Source organism: Clostridium sp. C2-6-12, assembly GCF_009928485.1.
In the GTDB taxonomy this organism is placed as follows: Bacteria; Bacillota; Clostridia; order Clostridiales; family Clostridiaceae; genus Clostridium.
The window spans coordinates 1-22274 of sequence record NZ_JAABNP010000024.1 but is presented as its reverse complement, the minus strand read 5'-3'; the positions used below and the strand labels follow the sequence as shown (position 1 = coordinate 22274).

General features: G+C 30.9%; 21 protein-coding genes, 1 pseudogene and 1 riboswitch. Of the genes and pseudogenes, 3 read left to right on the top strand and 19 right to left on the bottom strand.

The window, feature by feature from the left end:
• Window positions 1–43: 43 nt before the first annotated feature.
• The gene (locus tag GXK56_RS18250) at window positions 44–2152 is read right to left on the bottom strand and encodes an anaerobic ribonucleoside triphosphate reductase (RefSeq protein ID WP_160690047.1); all 2109 of its coding nucleotides are present in this window, start codon (window positions 2150–2152) and stop codon (window positions 44–46) included.
• A gap of 436 nt (window positions 2153–2588) precedes the next feature.
• On the opposite strand from GXK56_RS18250, the gene GXK56_RS18245 reads away from it, so the two are divergent.
• From GXK56_RS18245 to thiT, 3 genes are all read left to right on the top strand, one after another.
• Window positions 2589–3437 carry a DegV family protein gene (locus GXK56_RS18245; protein WP_160690045.1) on the top strand — a complete coding sequence of 283 codons (849 nt, stop codon included), beginning with the start codon at window positions 2589–2591 and terminating at the stop codon, window positions 3435–3437.
• 143 nt (window positions 3438–3580) lie between these two features.
• Entirely contained in the window at window positions 3581–3784 is a 204-nt protein-coding gene (locus tag GXK56_RS18240) for a hypothetical protein (RefSeq protein WP_160690043.1), read from the top strand.
• A gap of 21 nt (window positions 3785–3805) precedes the next feature.
• Window positions 3806–3906: riboswitch (TPP riboswitch) on the top strand.
• Between the two features lie 58 nt (window positions 3907–3964).
• Window positions 3965–4648 (top strand): energy-coupled thiamine transporter ThiT, encoded by a 684-nt coding sequence (gene thiT, locus GXK56_RS18235; protein WP_160690041.1) that lies wholly within the window; start codon window positions 3965–3967, stop codon window positions 4646–4648.
• Between the two features lie 66 nt (window positions 4649–4714).
• Here the strand turns inward: thiT and GXK56_RS18230 are convergent, their stop codons facing one another.
• From GXK56_RS18230 to GXK56_RS18145, 18 genes and pseudogenes are all read right to left on the bottom strand, one after another.
• Window positions 4715–4906: a ferredoxin gene (locus GXK56_RS18230; RefSeq protein WP_160690039.1), complete on the bottom strand. Its 192-nt coding sequence runs from the start codon at window positions 4904–4906 to the stop codon at window positions 4715–4717.
• Between the two features lie 196 nt (window positions 4907–5102).
• Window positions 5103–5939, bottom strand: coding sequence for an Mrp/NBP35 family ATP-binding protein (locus GXK56_RS18225; protein ID WP_160690037.1), 837 nt, complete (start codon window positions 5937–5939; stop codon window positions 5103–5105).
• A 21-nt stretch (window positions 5940–5960) separates the two neighbouring features.
• A complete protein-coding gene (locus GXK56_RS18220) occupies window positions 5961–6797 on the bottom strand; it encodes a hypothetical protein (protein WP_160690035.1) in 837 nt (278 codons plus the stop codon).
• Window positions 6787–7557, bottom strand: a complete 771-nt coding sequence (locus GXK56_RS18215) for a prolipoprotein diacylglyceryl transferase (protein WP_160690033.1) — start codon at window positions 7555–7557, stop codon at window positions 6787–6789. Before GXK56_RS18215 ends, GXK56_RS18220 begins: the two co-directional genes overlap by 11 nt.
• Before the next feature lie 146 nt (window positions 7558–7703).
• A complete protein-coding gene (locus GXK56_RS18210; protein WP_160690031.1) occupies window positions 7704–8270 on the bottom strand; it encodes a hypothetical protein in 567 nt (188 codons plus the stop codon).
• 15 nt (window positions 8271–8285) lie between these two features.
• On the bottom strand, window positions 8286–10052 hold the full coding sequence (locus tag GXK56_RS18205; RefSeq protein WP_160690029.1) for a hypothetical protein: 1767 nt from the start codon (window positions 10050–10052) through the stop codon (window positions 8286–8288).
• Window positions 10053–10249: 197 nt separating this feature from the next.
• Complete coding sequence (gene rsmA, locus GXK56_RS18200) at window positions 10250–11101, bottom strand: 16S rRNA (adenine(1518)-N(6)/adenine(1519)-N(6))-dimethyltransferase RsmA (RefSeq protein ID WP_160690027.1); 852 nt, start codon at window positions 11099–11101, stop codon at window positions 10250–10252.
• Window positions 11102–11659 (bottom strand): ribonuclease M5, encoded by a 558-nt coding sequence (gene rnmV / locus GXK56_RS18195; RefSeq protein ID WP_160690025.1) that lies wholly within the window; start codon window positions 11657–11659, stop codon window positions 11102–11104.
• A 311-nt stretch (window positions 11660–11970) separates the two neighbouring features.
• Complete coding sequence (locus tag GXK56_RS18190) at window positions 11971–13026, bottom strand: 3D domain-containing protein (RefSeq protein WP_160690023.1); 1056 nt, start codon at window positions 13024–13026, stop codon at window positions 11971–11973.
• Between the two features lie 293 nt (window positions 13027–13319).
• Window positions 13320–14105, bottom strand: coding sequence for a TatD family hydrolase (locus GXK56_RS18185; RefSeq protein ID WP_160690021.1), 786 nt, complete (start codon window positions 14103–14105; stop codon window positions 13320–13322).
• A gap of 359 nt (window positions 14106–14464) precedes the next feature.
• Window positions 14465–15145 (bottom strand): YitT family protein, encoded by a 681-nt coding sequence (locus GXK56_RS18180; RefSeq protein WP_160690019.1) that lies wholly within the window; start codon window positions 15143–15145, stop codon window positions 14465–14467.
• A gap of 27 nt (window positions 15146–15172) precedes the next feature.
• Complete coding sequence (gene udp / locus GXK56_RS18175; RefSeq protein ID WP_160690017.1) at window positions 15173–15958, bottom strand: uridine phosphorylase; 786 nt, start codon at window positions 15956–15958, stop codon at window positions 15173–15175.
• A 337-nt stretch (window positions 15959–16295) separates the two neighbouring features.
• Window positions 16296–18287, bottom strand: coding sequence for a transketolase (tkt, locus tag GXK56_RS18170; protein WP_160690015.1), 1992 nt, complete (start codon window positions 18285–18287; stop codon window positions 16296–16298).
• A gap of 77 nt (window positions 18288–18364) precedes the next feature.
• Window positions 18365–19015, bottom strand: coding sequence for a deoxyribose-phosphate aldolase (deoC, locus tag GXK56_RS18165; protein ID WP_160690013.1), 651 nt, complete (start codon window positions 19013–19015; stop codon window positions 18365–18367).
• Between the two features lie 98 nt (window positions 19016–19113).
• Window positions 19114–19770 carry a fructose-6-phosphate aldolase gene (gene fsa / locus GXK56_RS18160; protein ID WP_160690011.1) on the bottom strand — a complete coding sequence of 219 codons (657 nt, stop codon included), beginning with the start codon at window positions 19768–19770 and terminating at the stop codon, window positions 19114–19116.
• A 94-nt stretch (window positions 19771–19864) separates the two neighbouring features.
• Window positions 19865–20821 (bottom strand): ABC transporter permease, encoded by a 957-nt coding sequence (locus GXK56_RS18155; protein ID WP_160690009.1) that lies wholly within the window; start codon window positions 20819–20821, stop codon window positions 19865–19867.
• 1 nt (window position 20822) lies between these two features.
• Window positions 20823–21980 carry an ABC transporter permease gene (locus GXK56_RS18150; RefSeq protein ID WP_160690007.1) on the bottom strand — a complete coding sequence of 386 codons (1158 nt, stop codon included), beginning with the start codon at window positions 21978–21980 and terminating at the stop codon, window positions 20823–20825.
• Window positions 21973–22274 (bottom strand): annotated as a pseudogene (locus tag GXK56_RS18145) (heme ABC transporter ATP-binding protein); the annotation flags it as partial. The gene GXK56_RS18150 and the pseudogene GXK56_RS18145, both read right to left, overlap by 8 nt.

Genomic DNA, 22274 nt, shown 5'->3' with positions numbered 1-22274 from the left:
TATTATTTATATTTTTATTAACTATATATGAATATAAAAGATTTTAATAATGATTTTCATGATTTCCTGTGTGAGATATTCTATCTTCTCTTTCATGGTACTTTCCAGCACCAAATCTTTCATCTAAGCTTAAATATCCTGTAACTCTTGATATTCCTTGTATATCTTGACTTCCACACTTTGGACATTTAGATTGATTTTCATGAAGATAAGTTCCACAATCCCTACAATATCTTATGTGGAAATTAATACCCATATAACTTATGTTTGTATTCTTGTATGCATAATTTATTATATCCATCACTGTTTCTTCACTTGGTGAATCATCTACCTCAATATAGCTTATATGACCACCATTACAAAGTTTATGGTATGGAGCTTCAATATCTATTTTATCCTTTATAGATATTGGATAGGCAACTGGAACATGAAAACTATTTGTATAGTATTCTTTATCAGTTACTCCTTTTATTTCTCCAAATATTTTTTGATCTTGTTTTATAAATTTACCTGAAAGACCTTCTGCTGGTGTTGCATAACAACTCCAATTTAATTTATGTTCTTCTGTAAGTCTATCTGTGTATGCTCTTATATATTCAACAATCTTTACACCTAATTCTCTAGTTTCTGGATCCTCACCATGATGTTTACCAACTAAAGCTACTAACGTTTCAGCAAGCCCTATAAATCCGATTCCCCATGTACCTTGCTTTAAGATTGGTTCTATAGAGTCATCAGGTCCTAAGTTTTCAGCACCTTTCATAAGCTTCTGACCTGCAACAAAAGGTAAATCCTTAACTCTTAAATTCTTTAATACACCATATCTATGCAATAAAGACTCCTTTGCTAATTCTAATCTTGAATCTAATATTTCAAAGAATTTATCTAAATCACCTTTAGCTTGTAAGCCTATTCTTGGTAAATTAAGAGTAGTAGGTGCTATATTTCCTCTTCCTTTGCAGCCTGGCTCACCATTTACATTCTTCATAAGATACGTTCTACATCCCATAGTTGCTGGAACATATCCTTGATCATAATATTCTTTATTAAAATCAGAATCAATATTCATAAATGTTGGATTCATTCTTTTTGCAGCAACTCTGCAAGCTAATTTATATAAGTAAAAATAAGGATCACTTTCTTCTCTATTAACACCTGATTTAACTCTAAAAATTATGTTTGGGAATATAGGCTGTTCTCCCTTACCTAATCCTTTTTCATATTCTAAAAGAAAAACTTCACATACTAATGCAGCATCTTCATTTTCAGGTAATCCGATGTTAATTGAGCTAAATGGAACTTGAGATCCCGCTCTTGAGTGCATTGTATTAAGATTGTAAACAACTCCTTGCATCGCTTGTTGCACTTTTTTTCTTACTTTCTTTTCAGCCAAGGCTTCGATTTTTTCTTGAGATATTTCTAATTCTTCTAATTCTCTTTTTATTTCTTCTCTAGTTGGATTTACGAATATAGCCATATCATTATCAAAGTCTGGATGTGATTGCCCTCCAAACATATCATTTTGAGTTGATTGTAATAAAATACATGATAACTCAGCAGCTGTTTCTATTCTTCTAGGAGCATTAATTGTTCCATATCCTGTATTAAATCCATTTCCTAATATTTCTCTAGTTGGAATATGAAGACAATTTACAGTTAAATTATAACTATCTAAATCATGATAATATAAATCTCCTGTTTCATGTGCCTTAGCTAACCCCTTCGGCATTATAGCTAGTGTATTCCATTTATTTGATTCAGAAGCTATTCTTAATAGCTTAGAACTGAAATTATTTCCTACATTTGCATTATCTCTATCAGTCTCAACTCCAATTTGTCTTATAGCTTTCATTAAATCTGATTTTATTTCTCTGACTTTAGTTCTTTCTTGTCTATATCCTGAATAAGCTATTGCTATATCTTTGTGACCCTCATCTTTTAATGCTTTTTCTACAAAATTCTGTATTTGTTCTACAGTTATTGTTTTCTTATATTCCTCTTCGATATATGTAATTACCTTTTGTACAGTATCTAATACTTGACTTTCTCTTAAATTTAAACCGATTTCACTAGCTGATCCTTTAATAGCTTGAGCTATCTTATCTGAGTTAAATTCAACCTCTCGACCATCTCTTTTCACAACATATAGCATTTATATTCCCTCCGTGGCACAATATATAGTATAATTAATACCGTCTTATTATACTGTATAAGGTATTCCTTAGCAATAGTTCTAATTTTTTATTTTTATAACTATAGATTTTAATTATCATGATTTTGGTCTCATTATCTTTAAATTTGATTGATTTTCTAGATTTCTATATATTTGACTTATTATAAACTTTATCAAAAGCCCTATCTTTCTATATTTATTATATTTTTCTTATTGTTTTTTATTAAAACTTTCTTATTTATACATATTTCTTCTTAATATATTGGTTAAATATATTAAATAATTTTATATTCAAAAAACAAACTTTAGTTACTTAATTTGTATTTTTTTAATTATTTTTACACAATATATATAATCTAAATTGTATAAAAATGATATAATTAATTTAATACTACTCAAATTTAGGAGGCCACATATGGAAAGAATAGCATTAATAACTGACAGTGCTTGCGATTTAAGTATTGATTTTACAAAAAAAAATAATATTAAGATGTTGCCATTTAAAATTATATTTTCAGATAGAGATTATGATGATGGAATAGACATAACTCCAAAAATGCTTTATGATGCATTACCAATAGAAATTCCTACAACTTCACTCCCTAGTGTAGAAAAGTTTACTTCTGCTCTAGAAGAAGCTATAAGTGAAGGATATACACATGCAATAATAATTACTATATCAAGTGGAATTTCAGGAAGTTATAATTCAGCAAGAGTAGCAGCAGAAAATACATTGGGAATTAAAACCTTTGTTTTTGATTCTATGACTTTAACAATGTCTGAAGGTGCAATGGTTATTGAAACCAAAAAATTAATTGATGAAGGAAAATCTTTTCAAGAAATATTAGAAATCTTACCTTCATATAGAAATAAAATTGATGTATTCTTCACTTTAGATACCCTTGAATATCTTATTAAAGGCGGCAGAATAGGCAAGGTTGCTGGAACAATAGCAGATACTCTAAATCTTAAGCCAATCATAACTGTAGGTGATGATGGAGTATATCATACAGTATGTAAAATAAGAGGCATGAAGCAATCTATATCTCGATTAGTGACTTTATTAAAGCCTTATTTAGAAAATAGCAGATGTAAAGTTTGGATCATGGATGGAGATGCTCCAGATAAAGCTAAAATGCTATATGATGCCATAAGAGATCTTCCTAATCTAATTGAATGCTATTTAGGTGGGTCAATTGGACCCACACTAGGAGTTCATACTGGTCCTGGACTTGTTGGATTTATAGTTCAAAAATTAGACTAATATTAAAATAAATAAATTTAATTAAAAAAGCGAGCTAAAATATACTCGCTTTTTTAATATTTTCATATGCATACTTAATTTATTATAAGTAAATACTATTAACTAAACAAATCTTTATTATTTGAAAGGAATGATTTTAAATTATGAAAGATTTTATTTTAGATTCAACTTATAAAGATGCTGTTATCGTTAATAGTAATGATGATGTTTTTATAACCTCATCAAATAAACTTCCTTATAATCCTCAAACTCATCATACAATTAATTTAAATGAAACTAATCAAGGTTATTGCTCAAATAATAAAAATAATAAATTTAATGCCTATAACATAATTGACTATTTATAACAATAAGTATAAAATATACTAATAAAGTGCTAGGGGAGCCAATAGGCTGAGATTTGATATTCATAAACCCTTTAAACCTGATCTAGATAATTCTAGCGTAGGGAATGCAACCTTGTAAAAATTTTTCTACTATTTATTTGGTTGATAATCTCCGAGCACAATTAGAAGGAGGTTTTTTTCATGTCAATTTTTAATGATTGGGCAACACAATTTTCTGAGTTATTTCAAAAATTTCCGAAAAACATTCAGGATATAATTGCAAATCCAATGTCTATCATCACTTTAATAGGCTGTGTATTACTTCTTATAGTCTTAATTAAGATTAAAAAAATCAGTTTTACACCTCAATTAATGGCCAGAATCGGTATAGCATTAGCACTCGCTACAATACTAAAAATGCTTAGACTATATCATTTCCCTCAAGGCGGAAGTATAACTTTAGGTAGTATGATACCTATATTACTCATAGCATTTATGTATGGGTCCCAGGTTGGTTATTTAACTGGATTTCTTTATGGTATAATAACACTTATTATGGATCCATATATATTACATCCAGTTCAAGTACTATTCGATTACCCTTTACCTTTTATGGCTCTTGGACTTGCTGGTATGTTTAAGGATAAAAGAATGCTCGGTACAGCAATAGCTGTATTGGCAAGATTTTTGTGCCACTTTATTTCAGGCGTTGTCTTCTTTGGTTCATATGCTCCTGAAGGTATGTCTCCTGTGGTCTATTCATTAATTGTTAACGGACCTATGGTTGGAATCGAAGGTATTATATGTTTAGTAATTTTAGCTGCACTTCCTGTTGATAGAATAATTTATGCTTCTTCAACAGATGTTGCATCTGCTAATTCTTAAATAAATCAAATAAAAATAGGCTTGGTAAATGCATTAATGCAAATATCAAGCCTATTTTTATTAACTTTATTCTTCTATAGTTATTGCATCTACTGGACAGCTTTCTTCTGCTTCTTTTGCTGAATCTACAGCTTCATCTGGAACTTCATCAACTATTGCTCCAGCTTTACCATCATCCTGCATGTCAAAACATTCAGGACATATTGATGGGCATAATCCACATGCTATACAAGTATCCTTATCTACAATTGGTTTCATAGTAAATCAATCCTCTCTAAATAAATTACATACTTATTATTTCCCAAGAAATAATAAGTATGTATATGTAACAAAATAATTTAACTATACATTATTTTAACTAAGCAAATATTCAGAGATCAATTAAACATATTAATAAAAATAATTTATCAAAAATTAGTTTAGTATTAATACTAAAAACACCAATAAATATATTTTAGTATAATCCATCAAATATTAATGAATACAATGAATTTTCCCTAACATATTCTTCAACTTTTCCTTCTTCTATGGCTTCAGTAAGTTCAATGTTAATAGGTAGTTCTCCTAATAAAGGTATCCCTAAATATTCAGCATTCTCTTCCGAAGACTTTCTACTGAATACTCTTATTTTTTTATCACAGTCTGGGCAATTTATATATGCCATATTTTCAACTACACCTTTAATTTTCACACCTATTTTTTGAGCCATTATAACAACTTTTTTAACAATCATCGATACCATATCTTGTGGTGTAGAAACAATTACAATTTCATCAATAGGGAATTCCTGCATTACAGTTAATGCTATATCTCCAGTGCCTGGTGGCATATCTATAAGAAGATAATCGAGTTCTCCCCAATTAGTCTCCATAAACATTTGTTTTAATACACCTGTAATAACAGGACCTCTCCAAATAACTGGATCATCTTCTACTGCAGTTAAAAGATTCATAGAAATCACTTTAATTTTACTCTCTGTTTCCACAGGTTCAAATTTAACCATATCATTCCCAAGGGGAACAATCATAGCTCTTTTATCATTAATCCCAAAAAATCTTGGCATTGATGGTCCTGTAATATCTGCATCTAAAACTCCTACCTTATAACCTTTCTTAGCTAAAGTAGTTGTCATAATTCCAGTAATAGTTGATTTACCAACACCACCTTTTCCACTGATAACTCCTATAACATTTTTAATCTTTCCATATCTAGGTTCTAATTTAGGACTTTCTCCACATCCCTGTCCTTTAGTTTGACATGTATCTTTACTTTTACAATCTTCACAACTCATTTTTACAATCCTCCTTATGTCTTACCAACCTTGTGGCATCTTATTAGGTTCACTTATCTTAATGTCCCAATCCTTATAATTATATTCTGCCGTTATATAATAACGATCAGAAGACTTATCATTTTTATTTTCTATAGTTATTAATGTTTTAAATATAGTACTGTTATACCCTCTATTTTTAACTTTAATCACTGCATCAAAATCTCCAGAATTATTATTTACTAAAGCTGAATTAGGCAAGGTATCACCTAAATTCTTTTTAAATTGTTCTAAATCAACTGAAAATACATATTTTAAACAATCAGTATCACTATTTATATCTATACCAACTTTATTCAACTTAGATAAAGCATCCTTTTTGTTTTGAATAACTTTTAATATGGATTGATAATATATATACTCAAAATTTCTTGGTTTTCTAATAAATGAAAGATTTTGCATTATAGTATTTTCTAAATTCTTTGGTACCGAAAATGCTTTATCATCATCATAGAAATTACCTGTATCACGTTCATTGTCTCCAACCACATATTGATATTTCTTTACTTCTTCTCCTATATATACATCAAATACATAGTCTGGATTAAGAGAACTTCTCTTAGTAACCTCTTTACCATCAGCCAATATCTTATAAATATCATTTATTGCTTGAGCATCAGTAACTACAAATCTAAAGCCACTATCTCTTACATTTTGTATTATGATTTTATCTACCCTGTTTTGCTTGATATATTCAAATTGTTCATTTTTCAACTTCATTTTGACTTGTATATTATCAATAAAATTGCAGCCTGAAAGCATAGTACTTGTAGTTATTAATAAAGCTAAAACTATAATTGAAAATTTGCTATTCCTCAATGCTTTTCTTCGCTCCTTTAAAAATCTTTTGATTATTAAAAATAATAATTCCAAACACCAAAGTAAATATTGCTATAAATTGTGAAGTGGAAAGAAATCCAACATTTCCTCTAGGATCATTTCTTAAAAATTCAACCAAAAATCTTCCGATACTATATATAATCAAATACAATCCCACAACTTGACCATTTTTTCTTTCCTTCTTACTATAATATAATAGGATAAACCCTAGTGAAAAATCAAATATAGAAGAATATATTTGTGTTGGATGTAAATGTACTCCTGATGGTGCAAGGGAATTTTCAGGGAATTCAACTCCAAAAGGCAAAGAAGTTTCTGCTCCATAACAACAGCCTGCCAAAAAACATCCAATTCTTCCAAACCCTTGGGCTATAGCAAGTCCTGGCACTGTCATATCTACCATTTCAATTAAACTCCACTTTTTTCTTCTACAATATAAATACATAGCTAATGCTCCACCGCCTATAGCACCATAAACAACAAAGCCATATCCAAAATTAGTCAATATACTTGGATCCTTTAAGATATCCTTAAATTCAGTTATTATAAATAATCCCTTTCCTCCAAGAACGCCTCCTATTACTGCAAAAATAATCAAATTCAATAACGAGTCCTCATCAAAGCCCTTCTTTTTTCCTTTATTTATAAATAATGCAGCAGCAACAATTATACCAATTGCAATCATCAGTCCATAACTCTTTACTTGAATTCCAAATATCTCAAATAAAATAATCTTCATAAATTTCCTCCAAACGCCAAATAAGTATCAAGGAGAAGCTAATGTCTCGCTTCTCCTTGACACTTAAAATTATAATACTTATCCTTATTATTAGCAAATCTTATTTATTCTGCCTTTAACACCTGCTTATTTAATATTTTATGTTCCTAGGAAATCTTAATACTAGATATAATAGTGTTAAATATACTCTTCATATTTTCCTTATAAGAATTCTCCTTAATATTAAATAATACCTTTATAGTTTTTCCTTCTTCTAAATTTAAGTAATAGCACTCATTTTTATAATTATATCCGTTTTTTATTGATGTATCATATTGCACTAGTATCCCTGAATTATTCGGATTCTTAAAAGGCATTATTTGAGAATTATAATATTCCAAGTACTGATTATTTAAATCTGTCTCTGCAAACACTCCTAATTCTGTTTTAGTATTTATTAATTCCATAAAGCCACTAAGTTTATTATTCTTATCTTTAAAATTTAATTTATAACTTACATACTGTCCTTCACTTTTCTTTTCGTCTATAATCCATGCACTCGGTAAGGATATGGTATACTTTCCTTCTTCAAACTTATATTCTTTAAAATCACTAATTCCTTGATCCATAAGTACCACTTGTTCAAATTCCTGTTTAAAAAATCTTTGTGTTATGGCTAATATTAACATTAGTGATAATAATATTGATGTAACTATTAATTGTTTTTTATTCATAATAATTTTATTGTCCTATTTTGTTGGTATTACAATTGATGAATTTTTAAAATCATAGAACATTAGCCAATATCCCTTACCATTTTTCTTGTCAGTAGTCCAAGTTACAAATCCGGTTCTTCCTCCATATGGCTGACAGCTTTTTTCTTTATCACCTGGTATTGCATAAACGATATACTTCAATTCACCATTTTTATTGCATTTGTAGCCTAACAAATAATGTCCTTCTTTGCTAATATAAGGATAATAATTAAGCATTGGATAATATGCCAAAGTGTATTTGTTATAGTTAGAATCATCGGATAATTGGTCTATGCTATATACATTAATCTTATATAACTTGCAATAATTTATGTCTGATAAACAACTCTCATATGGTTCAAAATCTTCTGCAATCTTCTCAAAATATAAGCCTATTTCTCCAGATATGTTAAACTGTTGTGTTGGAGCAGTAGGCTGCTCAACTTGATTTTGAGTAGTTTGCTCAATCGGAGTTTTTTTAGGCTGCACCATATTCTCTGTTGTTGTCGGCATAATAGTTTCATTGTTCATTTGATTACCTTTTGCCATATTCATTTGATTTGGAGTTTCTTTTGCCTCATTCATCATTCCATTTCCTGCTTGTGGTCCATTGACTTTTCCCATTTGTTTAATTTCATTTTCATATTCATCAAAATCAATAATATCTAATCTATCCATTCTATTTAACCCATCAAGTTTAAAATTTTCTTCTATTTTTCTTGAATTAAATGGGACATAATTGAAATCATCATTTTCTCTTTCTTCTTCAAATCTACACTTAATTGTTTCTACCTTAAATTTTTTCCACTTGCAGTCACAATCATTTTTATCTTTTATAAATCCATAAATTGTTACATCTTCATGTATATTATTAATTTTAAAATCAATGACTCCATGATAAGAATCTAATTTCTTGCCTAATTTAATTATAGACTCCTCTATACTTTCTGCTTTTTCGCACTTATCATGCTTGTCTTCTTCACATTCATGATGCTTATCACATTTTTTATCTTCCTTACACTTGTGTCTATCATCAGAAACATTTATAACTTCAGATGTGTTTTCTTGCTCTTCTGGAACCCTATTTTGCTGTTTATGTTCTAAATTAAAACTATCCCCATCAGAACCCTCTACAGCTATGTTCTCTTTAGATTCTAGGTTGCTTACCTCTTTTTTACTTCCATCTGCTATAATTTCTGACTTAGGTGTTTCCGTTATTTTAGATTTTAAACTGTTGTCATTTGAAATTACATCTCTCTTGCCCTCATCAGAACTATAAATTTCTTTTTTCTTAGATTCCACCTCTGATTTATTAATGTATTTTTTTGAATCTACTTTAACCATCTTATATTTTCTCCAGTTATCAGTAGAATCTTCTCCATTCATAAATCCATGCATTACAAACTCAGGTCCATTATCACCTGCTTTGCAGATAGCTGCACCAGATATTTTGTCATAGGATATACCAAGTCCAGCTATGTTGTTAACATAGTATTCTTTTCCGGTATCTCCCTTTCCTACTCCGTCTATGGACAAAGGACCTAGGTCAATCAATTGCTTCAAATCTCTTTTACAGCAAATAAGTACCATTGAATAATTATCTTCTTGTTTAAGGTTTTGAGCATAAAATGAAATCTTACACTTATCACCTTTGGCTTCAACTTTAGCATATCCAGATAATACTTTATCACTAGAATGAGAATATCCTCTTTCATCTTCTTGTAATATTATAAAATTTCTATACAATTTACTATGTGCCACCCCTATATTCCCTCCACATATATTTATTCCATATAGTATATGCTGGCAATTTCTAATTATGATTTTCTATTATTTATAAGAAAAAGGTATTTCAAAATTATTTTCATATTTTGAAATACCCTTTTCTTATAAATTAATATTGCTCAAATATTCTCTTTTTATTAACGTAAGTGTAAAAATGAATCTTATAGCTATAATCAGTTTCCATATCTTACATCATAAATACAGTCTGATAATACTCCAAATTCCTCCAAGGTTAAGGTTTCAGCTCTTCTCTTAGGATCTATTCCTGACTTTTCAAAAGCTTCTTCTAATTTTGTTTTATCTACTTTTAAAGTCTTTGCAGCATTCCATAAAGTCTTTCTTCTCATATTAAAACCAGCCCTAACTAATTCAAACATAAGACTTACATCCTTAACCTTAACTCTTGGTTCCTTTAATCTATCTAATTTTATTACTATTGAATCAACCTTTGGTCTAGGAATAAAACATGTTGGAGGTACTCTTCTGATTATGCTTGTATTGCAATAATATTGTACTAAAACAGATAAAGCACCATATTCTTTACAATTAGGTTCAGCATCAATTCTTTCTGCAACTTCCTTTTGTATCATAATTGTCAATGATTTAAAATTATACCCATCTTTTAATAATTTTAAAATTATAGGCGTTGTAACATAATAAGGCAGATTAGCTACAAGCTTAACACTTTTCTCATCTCCTATAAGTTCATTAAAATCTACTTTAAGTGCATCCTTATGTATTAAATCAAAATTTTGATTTGAACCTAATTCCTCTTGAAGAATGGGGATTAAATCATTATCTAATTCAATTGCTGTCACCCTTTTAGCTTTCATTAAAAGCTGCGCAGTTAATGTACCTACCCCAGGTCCAATTTCTATAACAAAATCTTCTGAATTTACTTCTGCACCATTAACAATATCATTAAGTACCGAATCATCAACTAAAAAGTTTTGGCCTAAGCTTTTCGAAAATTTAAAATTATACTTCCTAACCAGTTCCTGAGTTTTTATATCCTTTAAATCCATCTATTTATTACCCTCTTCCAATTGTTTTTCTATTTCTTCAATAGCACTTGCAAATTCTTCTTTTGTTATTCCATAATTATTTAATCTTAAAACCATCTGAGCTGCATTTCCATATCCAATCCCCAATATTTTCCCAAGCATACCTCTTCTAACCTTTGAAGTGCTATCTCCTGTAAGTTTAAAATAAAACATATCCTGCATACTGAAAAATTCCTGTTTTTCCTCTTGAGTTATTTTGGCCATTTCAAGAGCTTTAATAATAACTTCTGGAGTTGCATTTTCAACTCCTATATCTCCATTTTTAAGCCCATCTTCTTTTGATATATATGCATGCTTTATACCTTTAACTCTCTTAGAGATTATTCTTCTTATCTTTTCACCTGCAAAATCTGGATCAGTTAAAACAATTACGCCCTTTCTCTTTTGAGCTTCCTGTATTCTAGCAATCACCTTTGCATTTATTCCAAATCCTCCGACAGCAATTATTTCTGCATCTACTGCTTTCTTTACTGCATCCACATCGTCTCTGCCTTCAACAACGATAACTTCTTTTATCAATATTATACTTCCTTTCATTTATGACTATTCGTAATCATCTAAATTAATTCTACATATATTATACTTTATATCTCATAATATTTCATAAATCCTGAGGATTTCTTCATTAACTCTTAACTAATTTTAAGTTCCGTATTGCAGAAAAGTTCCGCATTTTGGCATAGCCACTCCTTTTAGAAGTGCATGGCTGCTCTTTTTATATGTGTAACTCTTAACTCATAACTGAATTAACAGCTTCTTTAATAATAAGATAAAATTCCTATAATTTAAAGAAAAAAATAGAGATAACAATTGTTATCTCTTAAAATAATCTACCATTCTCCTGGATAAGCTACCACTAACACATTAACTGATCTTCTTCCCCATCTATCGCATTCACTTGACGAATTAAAATATACATCAATCCTGTTGCCTTTTATGGCGCCACCAGTGTCTGATGCAACTGCATAGCCATATCCATCCACATAAACTTTACTCCCCAGTGGAATTACAGATGGATCAACTGCAATCGTACTCAAACCATCTTCACTTCTAACAGGTCTTCTGCCTGTAGCCGTAGTCGAATGGCTAGTATAAGCTGTTGCACTACTGCTAATTTTTTTCTTGTACGTTATGTTTCCTCCACCTCTACTTGCGTAAACGTGACCAGTTCCTTTTAACACAACTTTATTTTGTGGTTCTACAATAGTTTTAGTGCTTTTTACATTACGAGAAACTTCTACTCCATCTTTATATAATACTTGATAAGTAATTTCTTTTTCCCCATTAACGCCTTCACTCTTTACCTTTTGAACACTGCTGTCCAATTCTTCACTTTTTTCAACTATTGTATCAAAGTTAATAGGTTGTTTCTCAACAAGGTCTTTACTTTGCACTTTAACAAGTTGCACATTTATATCACCATCTATACTAGAGTCTAATGAAGGTGATACTTCATCCACTTCTTTGTCAAATTCAATTCCTTGTTCTTTTAATGTTTCTTCTTCTGCATCTAACATATTTTCAATAGTATCCTCTGCTGTTAGTACTTGTACTTGTATTCCATTTGCTTTAACTTCTACTGGAATAGCTGTCTTTAATTTAATAGTTTCTTTCTCAGATACTTTGGATTCCAATGATGGTTGCACCTTATCCTTAGCTGCTAATACTATGCCTTTTTCCTGCAACACATCTTTAACAGTCCCCTTGTAAGTGACAAAAGTCTCTTCTTTACCGTCTATACTTATTATAAGTGTTTTCCTCATACTCATTATTGTCACTGCAGTAACAACTACAACTGTCATTGTAATTGCTCCTTTGATGATTATTGCCTTCGTCGGACCGTTAGAAAAACTTTCCTTAACTAGTTGTTTCAATTTTTCTATCATTAATTTCCCTCCTTTGGCAAGAGTGTTCCTTGATTATATATTAATAACTCGGACTTGTCAAATTTGCGACCTCTTGCATTATAATGAAGCTTAGTGATAATGCACTTTGTGCATGAATTATAATAATATAAAAATGATAGCGATTTTAACCCTGCCTCATTACAAAGTTAGAAATAAAACGATATTAAATTGTTAGAGATTTCATTTAATTTCATAATAACTGTGTATGTTTTAATGTATTTACAGTCAAGTATAATGCTTATTGTTTAAACAAGTACAAGTTATATTTTACCTTATTTTTCCTTTTTAATCAACCTATTAAAATTTTGATTAAAAGCCAAATTCGCTTCATATGGGTCAATTTCCCTGATTTGAGCAATTTGGTTTATTATATATTCAATATAATCTGATTTATTCCTTTTTCCTCTGTTTGGCTCTGGAGCCATGTATGGACAATCTGTTTCTACAAGAATTTTTTCCAGTGGTATTTCCCTCGCTACTTCTACTAGTTTCTTAGCATTTTTAAATGTTACAACACCTGTAAAACCTATGTAATATCCTAACTTTATACATTCTTTTGCAAATTCTATGCTTCCTGAAAAACAATGTACAACTCCAGTTACAGTTGGAAACTCTTTTAATATTTCCAAGGTATCTTGATGTGCCTCTCTATCATGAATAATAACTGGAAAATTCAATTCTTTTGCTAAATTCATTTGCTTTCTAAACACTTCCTGTTGAATTTCCCTTGGAGGATTCTCCTTCCAGTAGTAATCTAAACCAATTTCACCAATTGCTACAATCTTGTTATTATTATTAATATAATTTTTTATTTCTTCTATTGTATCTTCTTTCATTTCATCGGCATTCTCAGGGTGTATTCCCAAGGCTCCAACTATAAAATCGTAATCTTTTGTTAATTTATCTGTAGTTTTTAAACTATTATATGATGCTGCACAGTTTAAGACCTGAACTACTCCATTTTCTCTGATTTGATTTAAAACCGCATCTCTATCTTCATTAAAAGCATCATCATCATAATGAGCATGACTATCTATTATTTTATATTTTTCCTGCATTTCGATTTCCATCCTATCTCGTTATAAATATTTAGGTTTAAAAAGGCAGCCTATAACCTATCCATGAATTTATTTGAGCATATATACTTATAATTATTATTTATATTTATGATTATTTCAATACCTTGACATTCTGTTCCCATTAAAATACTAAAAAATCTCTTCTAACTATATAACCTCCATGTAATTTAGTTCAAACTTACACAATCAGAAATTTTATTTTTTTATTGTTAAAGATATGGACGTTTTATGAATTTTAACATTAATTGTTTATAGATTAATAACAGGCTATATAAAATTAGAAATAACTCTGTTTTTATATAGCCTGCATTTTACTAAAAATATTATTTTATTCTTTTTTAATTACCAACTGCTGATTCCCTTAACGTAATCCTATTAATTACTCTTTTCTCAAATATTTCTGATACCTTTTGTATCATTGGTCCTCCAACAAAAGCTGAAATAACTGTTACAGCCCCTATTTTGCCTCCAAACACAAACCCTAATGAAAGCATACAGATATCACAAATTATCTTACATACTTTATATTCTCGTTTTATTTTGTCCTTTACCATCATAACAATACCTGTGCATGGGTCCATTCCGATATTCGCCGATATAAAAATTCCAATTCCTGCAAATAACATTATACAACCACAAAATGCAGTGAGTATTCTTCCATTTAAGGTATTAGGAATTCCAAGAAGTTCATATATTTTAAACCCCATTGTAATAATACTTCCCATTGGTAAGGTATATATAAAGGTTCCTATCTTTACATACTGACGTCCTAATAAAAGCATTATTCCTACAATAGTATAATTTATTATATTATTTACCATTCCAAGACTTTCTCTAGGAAATCCAAGTAAATTACGAATTCCATCATAGAAAACCGCAATAGGATCATTTCCTAACATTGCTGATGAATTAAATGCTAATCCAATCCCTATTAAAATTACTCCAGCAAATGCTACTAATATCCTAGTGAAGTAATTTTCATATGTTTTGTTCTTAACCTTATTTATTGTATTATTCATTATTATAATGCTTTACCACCTTTAAAATTATTTGTTTTTTTCCTTATCATCTTTGATTAAATTTCTAATTGCTTGAACTGCAACTTCTATAGCTAACTCTGTATCATGAACTTGTATATTTTCCATTCCTGCACGTTCACGTTCTTGATTAGCAATTACCAAAAATACAGAACCAACTCTTACTCTCAAATAACTTCCTACTACAAATAATGCAGCTGATTCCATTTCAGATGCAAGACATCCGCATCTCATCCATGCATTCCATTTATCCATTAATTCATAACTAACTGGCTTTGTTTCTGGAGAATGTTGCCCATAGAATGAATCTTTACACTGAACAACTCCTGCATGATACGTTTTATTTAATTCCTTTGCTGATTGCACTAATGAATTTGCAACCTCAAGATTTGCAACTGCTGGAAATTCAATTGGAGCATATTCCTTACTAGTACCTTCCATTCTGATTGCCCCTGTAGCTACAACTATATCTCCGCCTTTAACGTTTAGATCCATTCCACCACAAGTACCAACTCTTACAAAAGTATCAGCTCCACATTTCACCAATTCTTCTAATGCTATTGCTGCTGATGGTCCACCTATTCCTGTGGAAGTAACACTAACTTTAACTCCATCTAAATATCCAGTATAAGTAACATATTCTCTGCTATCTGCAATTAATTGAGCATTTTCGAAATGTGCTGCTATCTTTTCACATCTTTTTGGATCTCCTGGAAGTATAACGTATTTTCCTACTTCACCTTTTCCAACATTAATGTGATATTGTTTTCCTGAACCTTCTGTATAATCTACCATAATAATACCTCCATTTATTTTATATTAATGAGTTATAATTAATTTTCAAAAAATCTTTACGCTATAATCTAATCCAACAAATCATTCATAATATAATAGTTTATTAAATTATTAATAAATTAAATTTGAGAATACAACTATGTATGATTGTATTCTCAAATTTATAATGTGATTTCTCATCTTGTCTATTAACTTGTATTCTTGTCTACCCCTAGAGAATATCATGTCTATTATTTCCTGTCAAGTTTTATCTTTATACTTATTATTGTTTGTTAATCTACATTAAAATATAAGTTTATTTGTGATTTATCTCTATTAGTAATACTACATTATATAACTATTTACCTAGTACCTTTTCAACTGTATTTATAACATTTTCAACAGTAAATCCAAATTGTTTAAATAATGCATCTGCATTTCCTGACGCTCCAAAAGTATCTAAAGATACAACTGATCCATCAAGTCCTACATATTTATGCCATCCAAAGCTTGTTAATGCTTCTACTGCAACTCTTGCTCTAACTGCTTTTGGCATTACTGATTCCTTGTATGCTTCATCTTGAGCATCAAATAATTCAAAGGCTGGCATACTTATAACTCTTGCATCTATTTCTTTTGCTGCAAGTTCATCAGCTGCTTTGTAGATTAATTCTACTTCTGAACCTGATGCCATAAGTAGTACATCTGGAGTTTCCTTTTTCGAATCTTTAAGGATATATCCACCCTTTAAAGCTCTCTTAGGACATCCATCATATAGTGGTAACTTTTGTCTTGTTAATACTAATGATGTTGGAGTTTTTCCATTAGTTACAGCATAGTACCAAGCTGCTGCAGTTTCTTTTGAATCTGCTGGTCTGAATACTGTCATGTTTGGCATACTTCTAAGTGCTGCTAATTGTTCTATTGGTTGGTGAGTTGGACCATCTTCTCCTACTCCAATACTGTCATGTGTTAAAACATAAGCTACTGGTAAGTTCATAAGAGCTGATAATCTCATTGCACCCTTCATATAATCACTGAATACGAAGAAAGTTGCACAGAATACTTTTAGTCCACCATGAGCATACATACCATTAACGATAGCTGCCATAGCATGTTCTCTAACTCCAAAGTGAAGGTTAGATCCACTTCTATCTTCAGCTGAAAAATCCCCTCTGTCATTCATATGAGTCTTATTAGATGGAGCTAAATCTGCTGATCCTCCAATAAAGTTTGGAATAAGCTTAGCTAATCTGTTTATCATTATTCCTGAAGATTCTCTTGTAGCCATTTCTTTGTCAAAGCTCCAAAGTTCTTCATTATTTAATAATGCTTCTTTATCTAATTCACCGCTCATCCATTTAGTGTATTCTGCTGCTAATTCTGGGTAAGCTTTTGCATATGCTTTGAATAATTCATTCCAAGCAGCTTCAGTCTTTTCACCTTTGGCTATATGTTCGTTCATGTTTGTGTAAACTTCATCTGGTACATAGAAAGCAGGTTCAGTCTTCCAACCTAAGTTTTCCTTCATTGCAGTTACATTGTCTGCTCCTAAAGGTTCACCATGAGCTGATGCTTTTCCTTGTTTTGCTGGACAACCAAATCCAATTTGGTTTTTAACTATTATAATTGATGGTTTTTTAGTTTCTGCTTTAGCTTCTGCTATTGCTTTTTCGATTCCATCTATATCATTTCCATCTGCAACCTTTAATACTTGCCATCCATAAGCTTCGTATCTCTTAGCTACATCTTCTCTAAATGCTATATCAGTATGTCCTTCAATTGAAATATTATTTGAATCGTATAATACAACTAATTTTCCAAGTCCTAAAGTTCCAGCAAGTGATGATGCTTCTCCTGAAATTCCTTCCATTAAACATCCATCTCCAACTATAGCATATGTATAGTGGTCAACTACGCTGTATTCTGGTTTGTTGAATTTTTCAGCAAGGTGAGCTTCTGCCATAGCAAAACCTACTGCATTACAAATACCTTGTCCAAGTGGTCCTGTTGTTATTTCAACACCTTTAGTGTGGCCATATTCAGGATGTCCTGGTGTTAAACTTCCTACTTGTCTGAAGTTTTTAATATCTTCAACAGTTACACCATATCCAAATAAGTGTAATAATGAATATTCAAGCATTGAACCATGTCCTGCTGATAAAACAAATCTGTCTCTGTTATCCCATTCTGGATTTTTTCCATTATGATTCATTTTTGACCATAATGTAAACGCCATTGTAGCTGCCCCTAAAGGTAACCCTGGATGTCCAGATTTTGATTTTTCAATAGCATCTGCTGAAAGTACTCTTATTGCATTAATAGATAATTTATCTAATTCTCTACTCATCTTTTTACCTCTCTCCATTTTCCTTCAATTATAGTAGTCTAATTTTTATAACTATTTCGACTCTATAACATAAAAATTTATTTACTTTCGCTAACTATTGAGATACTTGCACTTGCACCTATTCTGCTTGCTCCAGCATTTATCATATCCATAGCTGTTTTAAAATCTCTAACTCCACCTGATGCTTTTACACCGATTTCTAGTCCTACAATTTTTCTCATAAGAGCAATATCTTCTTTTGTAGCTCCACCAGTAGAAAATCCTGTTGAAGTCTTAACAAAATCTGCTTTTGCTTCTTTTGATATTTCACATGCTTTAACTTTTTCTTCATCAGTTAATAAGCATGCTTCAATAATTACTTTAACTAATGCTTTTCCTTTTGCAGCATTTACTACTGCCTCTATATCTTCTTTAAGAAGTTCATAATTCCTTTCTTTTAATGCACCAACATTAATAACCATATCAATTTCAGTTGCACCATTTTCAATAGCTTGAGTTGTTTCAAATGCCTTAGCTTCCTTAGTCATAGCTCCAAGAGGGAACCCAACAACTACACAAGTTTTCACATCAGTCCCTGCAAGCTCAGTGCTTACTAATTTTGCATAACATCCATTTACACAAACAGAAGCAAATTTATATTCTCTAGCCTCACTGCAAAGTTTTTTTACATCCTCTGCTGTAGCTTCAGCCTTCAATATTGTATGGTCTATATATTTAGCTATATCCATTTTATCTCTCCTTATTTCCTAAGATACATTTTTGTTAACTATTATTACATAAAATGTTAAGAAAAGCCCGCAGACTTTTCCTCTTTAACTATGAATTTTTAACTGTTAACCGATCCAAAAGCTGCTGCCCAGTCTGCCTTGAATTTTTCAAGTCCTTGATCAGTTAATGGGTGTTTTAACATTTGCATTACTAAAGCATATGGTATTGTTGCTATATCTGCACCAGCTTTAGCTGCTTCTATTACGTGAATTGGATTTCTTACGCTTGCTGCTATTATTTCTGTTTCTATTCCATGTACTGCAAATATTTCTGCTATATCTCTAACTAAATCCATTCCTATCATTGATATATCATCTACTCTTCCTAAGAATGGGCTTACATATGTTGCTCCTGCATTTGCTGCAAGTAATGCTTGTGTTGCTGAGAATATTAAAGTTACGTTTGTTTTTATTCCTTCACTTGATAAAACCTTTGTTGCTTTTAATCCTTCTGCTGTCATTGGAATTTTTACAATCATATTCTTATGAATTGCTGCAATTTCTCTTCCTTCTTTTATCATTCCAGCTGCATCTTCTGCTACAACTTCTCCACTGATTGGTCCATCTACTATTGAAGTTATTTCTTTGATTACTTCATTAAAGTCTCTTCCTTCTTTTGCTACTAATGATGGATTTGTTGTTACTCCACAAATTACTCCCATTTCATTTGCTTCTCTAATATGATCTACATTTGCTGTATCTAAAAAAAATCTCATTTTATAAACACTCCTATCCCTTTAACCTAATTAATTATATTTTTCAAACTCTGTAAGAGTTTTTTCCCTAACTCTTAACTCATAATTGAGTTAATTATCTCTTTCCAGAATCAAATGGTTCACCTTCAGCCTTTGGTGCTCTAGATGATTTAGAGAAGAATACAAGAGCAAGTAAAGTAGCTACATAAGGGAACACCTTTAATACTACTAATGGAATTGAACCTAATTGTGGAATAACTTGTGATACATTTGCAATTGTTGTTGCAAATCCAAAGAAGGCTGTAGCTCCTAGAATTCCAAGTGGTTTCCATTGTCCAAAAATCAATCCTGCTAATGCTAAGAACCCGAGACCTGCAACGCTTCCATTAAATTCTCCTGAGAAAGTTACAAGTATTACTGCTCCAGCAAAGGATGATAATGCTCCTGATAATAATACGCCTATATAACGCATGCGGTAAACATTAATACCAGCTGCATCTGCTGCTTGAGGATGTTCACCACAAGCTCTCAATCTTAATCCAAATCTTGTTTTATAGATTAAAAATGAACTTAATATTAATATTGCTAATGAAACCCATGTAGTTATATATGTCTTTTTAAACAGTAAATCACCAAGTATAGGGATTTGTGAAAGCCCTGGAATATCCATTTGGTAAAATCCATTTGTAATTCTTATACGTCCACTACCTGTAATAGTTCTTGCTAGAAACACTGTTAATGCTCCAGCCATCATATTAATTGCAGTACCACTTATTGTTTGATCTGCCTTTAAGTTAATACTTGCAAACGCATGTAATAATGAAAATACGGCACCAACTATTGCAGCTACTAATAAGCCTATCCAGATAGCCATATTATTTCCAGGCCCCATGCTTTGTTGTAGTTTAGTTATTGTTAAAGCTCCTGCAAAAGAACCAACTATCATAAATCCATCAAGACCTATGTTAATTACACCACTACGTTCACAATATAGTGCTCCTAATGCAGTCATAAGTAGAGGAATTGTATATGCTACGGCATATGGAAAAATTTGAACTACTATATCCCACATATTATTTCTCCTCCTTGTCATTTATATCTGTATTATCATTTGCTTTTTCTATATTTTCTGCTTTTACTTCATGCACCGTATCAGTACCTGAATTTTGAGCTGCTTTAGCTTTTGCCATAGCTTTCTTATGCTTTACAGCATTTACTATCATTGGAACTGCTGCACTTATTGCTGCAAAATAAATAATAGTAGCTATTATTGTATCTGCTATTTCTGGTGGAATACTTGTGTTAGCATTCATAAATCCTTTTCCTGAATATAATACACCAAAGAATAAAGCTGATATTAATATTCCAACTGGATTATTTGCACCAAGTAAAGATACTGCTATACCATCAAATCCTTGAGATGGCATTACACCTATTTGTATGTTAGATGCATTACCTACATATTGGGCTACACCTGCAAGACCAGAAAGGCATCCTGCTATCATCATTGAAAAAACTATATTTCTATTTACTGACATACCTGCATATTCTGCAGCGCTTTTATTAAATCCAACTGCTTTTAATTCATATCCTAAAACAGTTTTGTTTAAAATAAACCAAATAATAATCACAGCTGCAATTGCTACAAGCAATCCTAAATTAATGTAAGAACCATTAAATAAATCTGTCATCCATTTTGTTTTTAGTGATGCTGCTGCTGAAATACTTTTTGATTCAGTTTCACTTGAACCTTTAAAATATGCTGGAACTGCATAATAAACAATCCAGTAACAAATCCAGTTCATCATAATAGATGAAACAACTTCATTAACGTTAAATTTAGCCTTTAATAATCCTGGTACAAAAGCCCAAAGAGCACCTGCTAAACCTCCTGCTACTATCATAACTACTAATAATATAGGTCTTGACATAGTATCTGCATATGTTAAGCCTAAAACTGAAGCACAAAAGCCTCCAAAAAGCATTTGTCCTGGTGTACCTATATTAAATAATCCTGTTTTAAATGCAAAGCCTACTGATAGTCCTGTAAGGATTAAAGGTGTTGCTGTTGCTAATGTGTCTCCAAATCTTTTAAAGTTTACAAGCGCTCCTCTAAAAAGATAAGAATATCCTTCTACCGCATTACTGCCTATAGCAAACATTAAAATCGCTCCTGCAATTAATCCAAGGACAACTGCAAGTATAGAATTCAAAGCTTCTTTCTTATTCATGCGATTCTCCTCCTTTTTGAACTCCAGCCATCATAAGGCCGATTTCATTTTCATTTGTTTCTGAAGCATTTACTATTCCAATTAATTCTCCATTATTTATAATTGCAATTCTATCAGATAAATTCATAACTTCGCTAAGTTCTAATGATACAAGTAGTACAGCTTTTCCTTGATCTCTTTGTTCTACAAGTCTCTTATGAATATATTCAATTGATCCAACATCAAGACCTCTTGTTGGCTGAACTGCAATTAGAAGTTCTGGCTTAAGCTCAACTTCACGACCAATTATGGCTT

Excerpts from the sequence above, each read along its gene's own strand:
- GXK56_RS18250 (WP_160690047.1), bottom strand. The coding sequence starts at position 2,152 with ATGCTATATGTTGTGAAAAGAGATGGTCGAGAGGTTGAATTTAACTCA.
- GXK56_RS18245 (WP_160690045.1), top strand. The coding sequence starts at position 2,589 with ATGGAAAGAATAGCATTAATAACTGACAGTGCTTGCGATTTAAGTATT.
- GXK56_RS18240 (WP_160690043.1), top strand. The coding sequence starts at position 3,581 with ATGAAAGATTTTATTTTAGATTCAACTTATAAAGATGCTGTTATCGTT.
- thiT (WP_160690041.1), top strand. The coding sequence starts at position 3,965 with ATGTCAATTTTTAATGATTGGGCAACACAATTTTCTGAGTTATTTCAA.
- GXK56_RS18230 (WP_160690039.1), bottom strand. The coding sequence starts at position 4,906 with ATGAAACCAATTGTAGATAAGGATACTTGTATAGCATGTGGATTATGC.
- GXK56_RS18225 (WP_160690037.1), bottom strand. The coding sequence starts at position 5,939 with ATGAGTTGTGAAGATTGTAAAAGTAAAGATACATGTCAAACTAAAGGA.
- GXK56_RS18215 (WP_160690033.1), bottom strand. The coding sequence starts at position 7,557 with ATGAAGATTATTTTATTTGAGATATTTGGAATTCAAGTAAAGAGTTAT.
- GXK56_RS18210 (WP_160690031.1), bottom strand. The coding sequence starts at position 8,270 with ATGAATAAAAAACAATTAATAGTTACATCAATATTATTATCACTAATG.
- rsmA (WP_160690027.1), bottom strand. The coding sequence starts at position 11,101 with ATGGATTTAAAGGATATAAAAACTCAGGAACTGGTTAGGAAGTATAAT.
- GXK56_RS18190 (WP_160690023.1), bottom strand. The coding sequence starts at position 13,026 with ATGATAGAAAAATTGAAACAACTAGTTAAGGAAAGTTTTTCTAACGGT.
- GXK56_RS18185 (WP_160690021.1), bottom strand. The coding sequence starts at position 14,105 with ATGCAGGAAAAATATAAAATAATAGATAGTCATGCTCATTATGATGAT.
- GXK56_RS18180 (WP_160690019.1), bottom strand. The coding sequence starts at position 15,145 with ATGAATAATACAATAAATAAGGTTAAGAACAAAACATATGAAAATTAC.
- udp (WP_160690017.1), bottom strand. The coding sequence starts at position 15,958 with ATGGTAGATTATACAGAAGGTTCAGGAAAACAATATCACATTAATGTT.
- tkt (WP_160690015.1), bottom strand. The coding sequence starts at position 18,287 with ATGAGTAGAGAATTAGATAAATTATCTATTAATGCAATAAGAGTACTT.
- deoC (WP_160690013.1), bottom strand. The coding sequence starts at position 19,015 with ATGGATATAGCTAAATATATAGACCATACAATATTGAAGGCTGAAGCT.
- fsa (WP_160690011.1), bottom strand. The coding sequence starts at position 19,770 with ATGAGATTTTTTTTAGATACAGCAAATGTAGATCATATTAGAGAAGCA.
- GXK56_RS18155 (WP_160690009.1), bottom strand. The coding sequence starts at position 20,821 with ATGTGGGATATAGTAGTTCAAATTTTTCCATATGCCGTAGCATATACA.
- GXK56_RS18150 (WP_160690007.1), bottom strand. The coding sequence starts at position 21,980 with ATGAATAAGAAAGAAGCTTTGAATTCTATACTTGCAGTTGTCCTTGGA.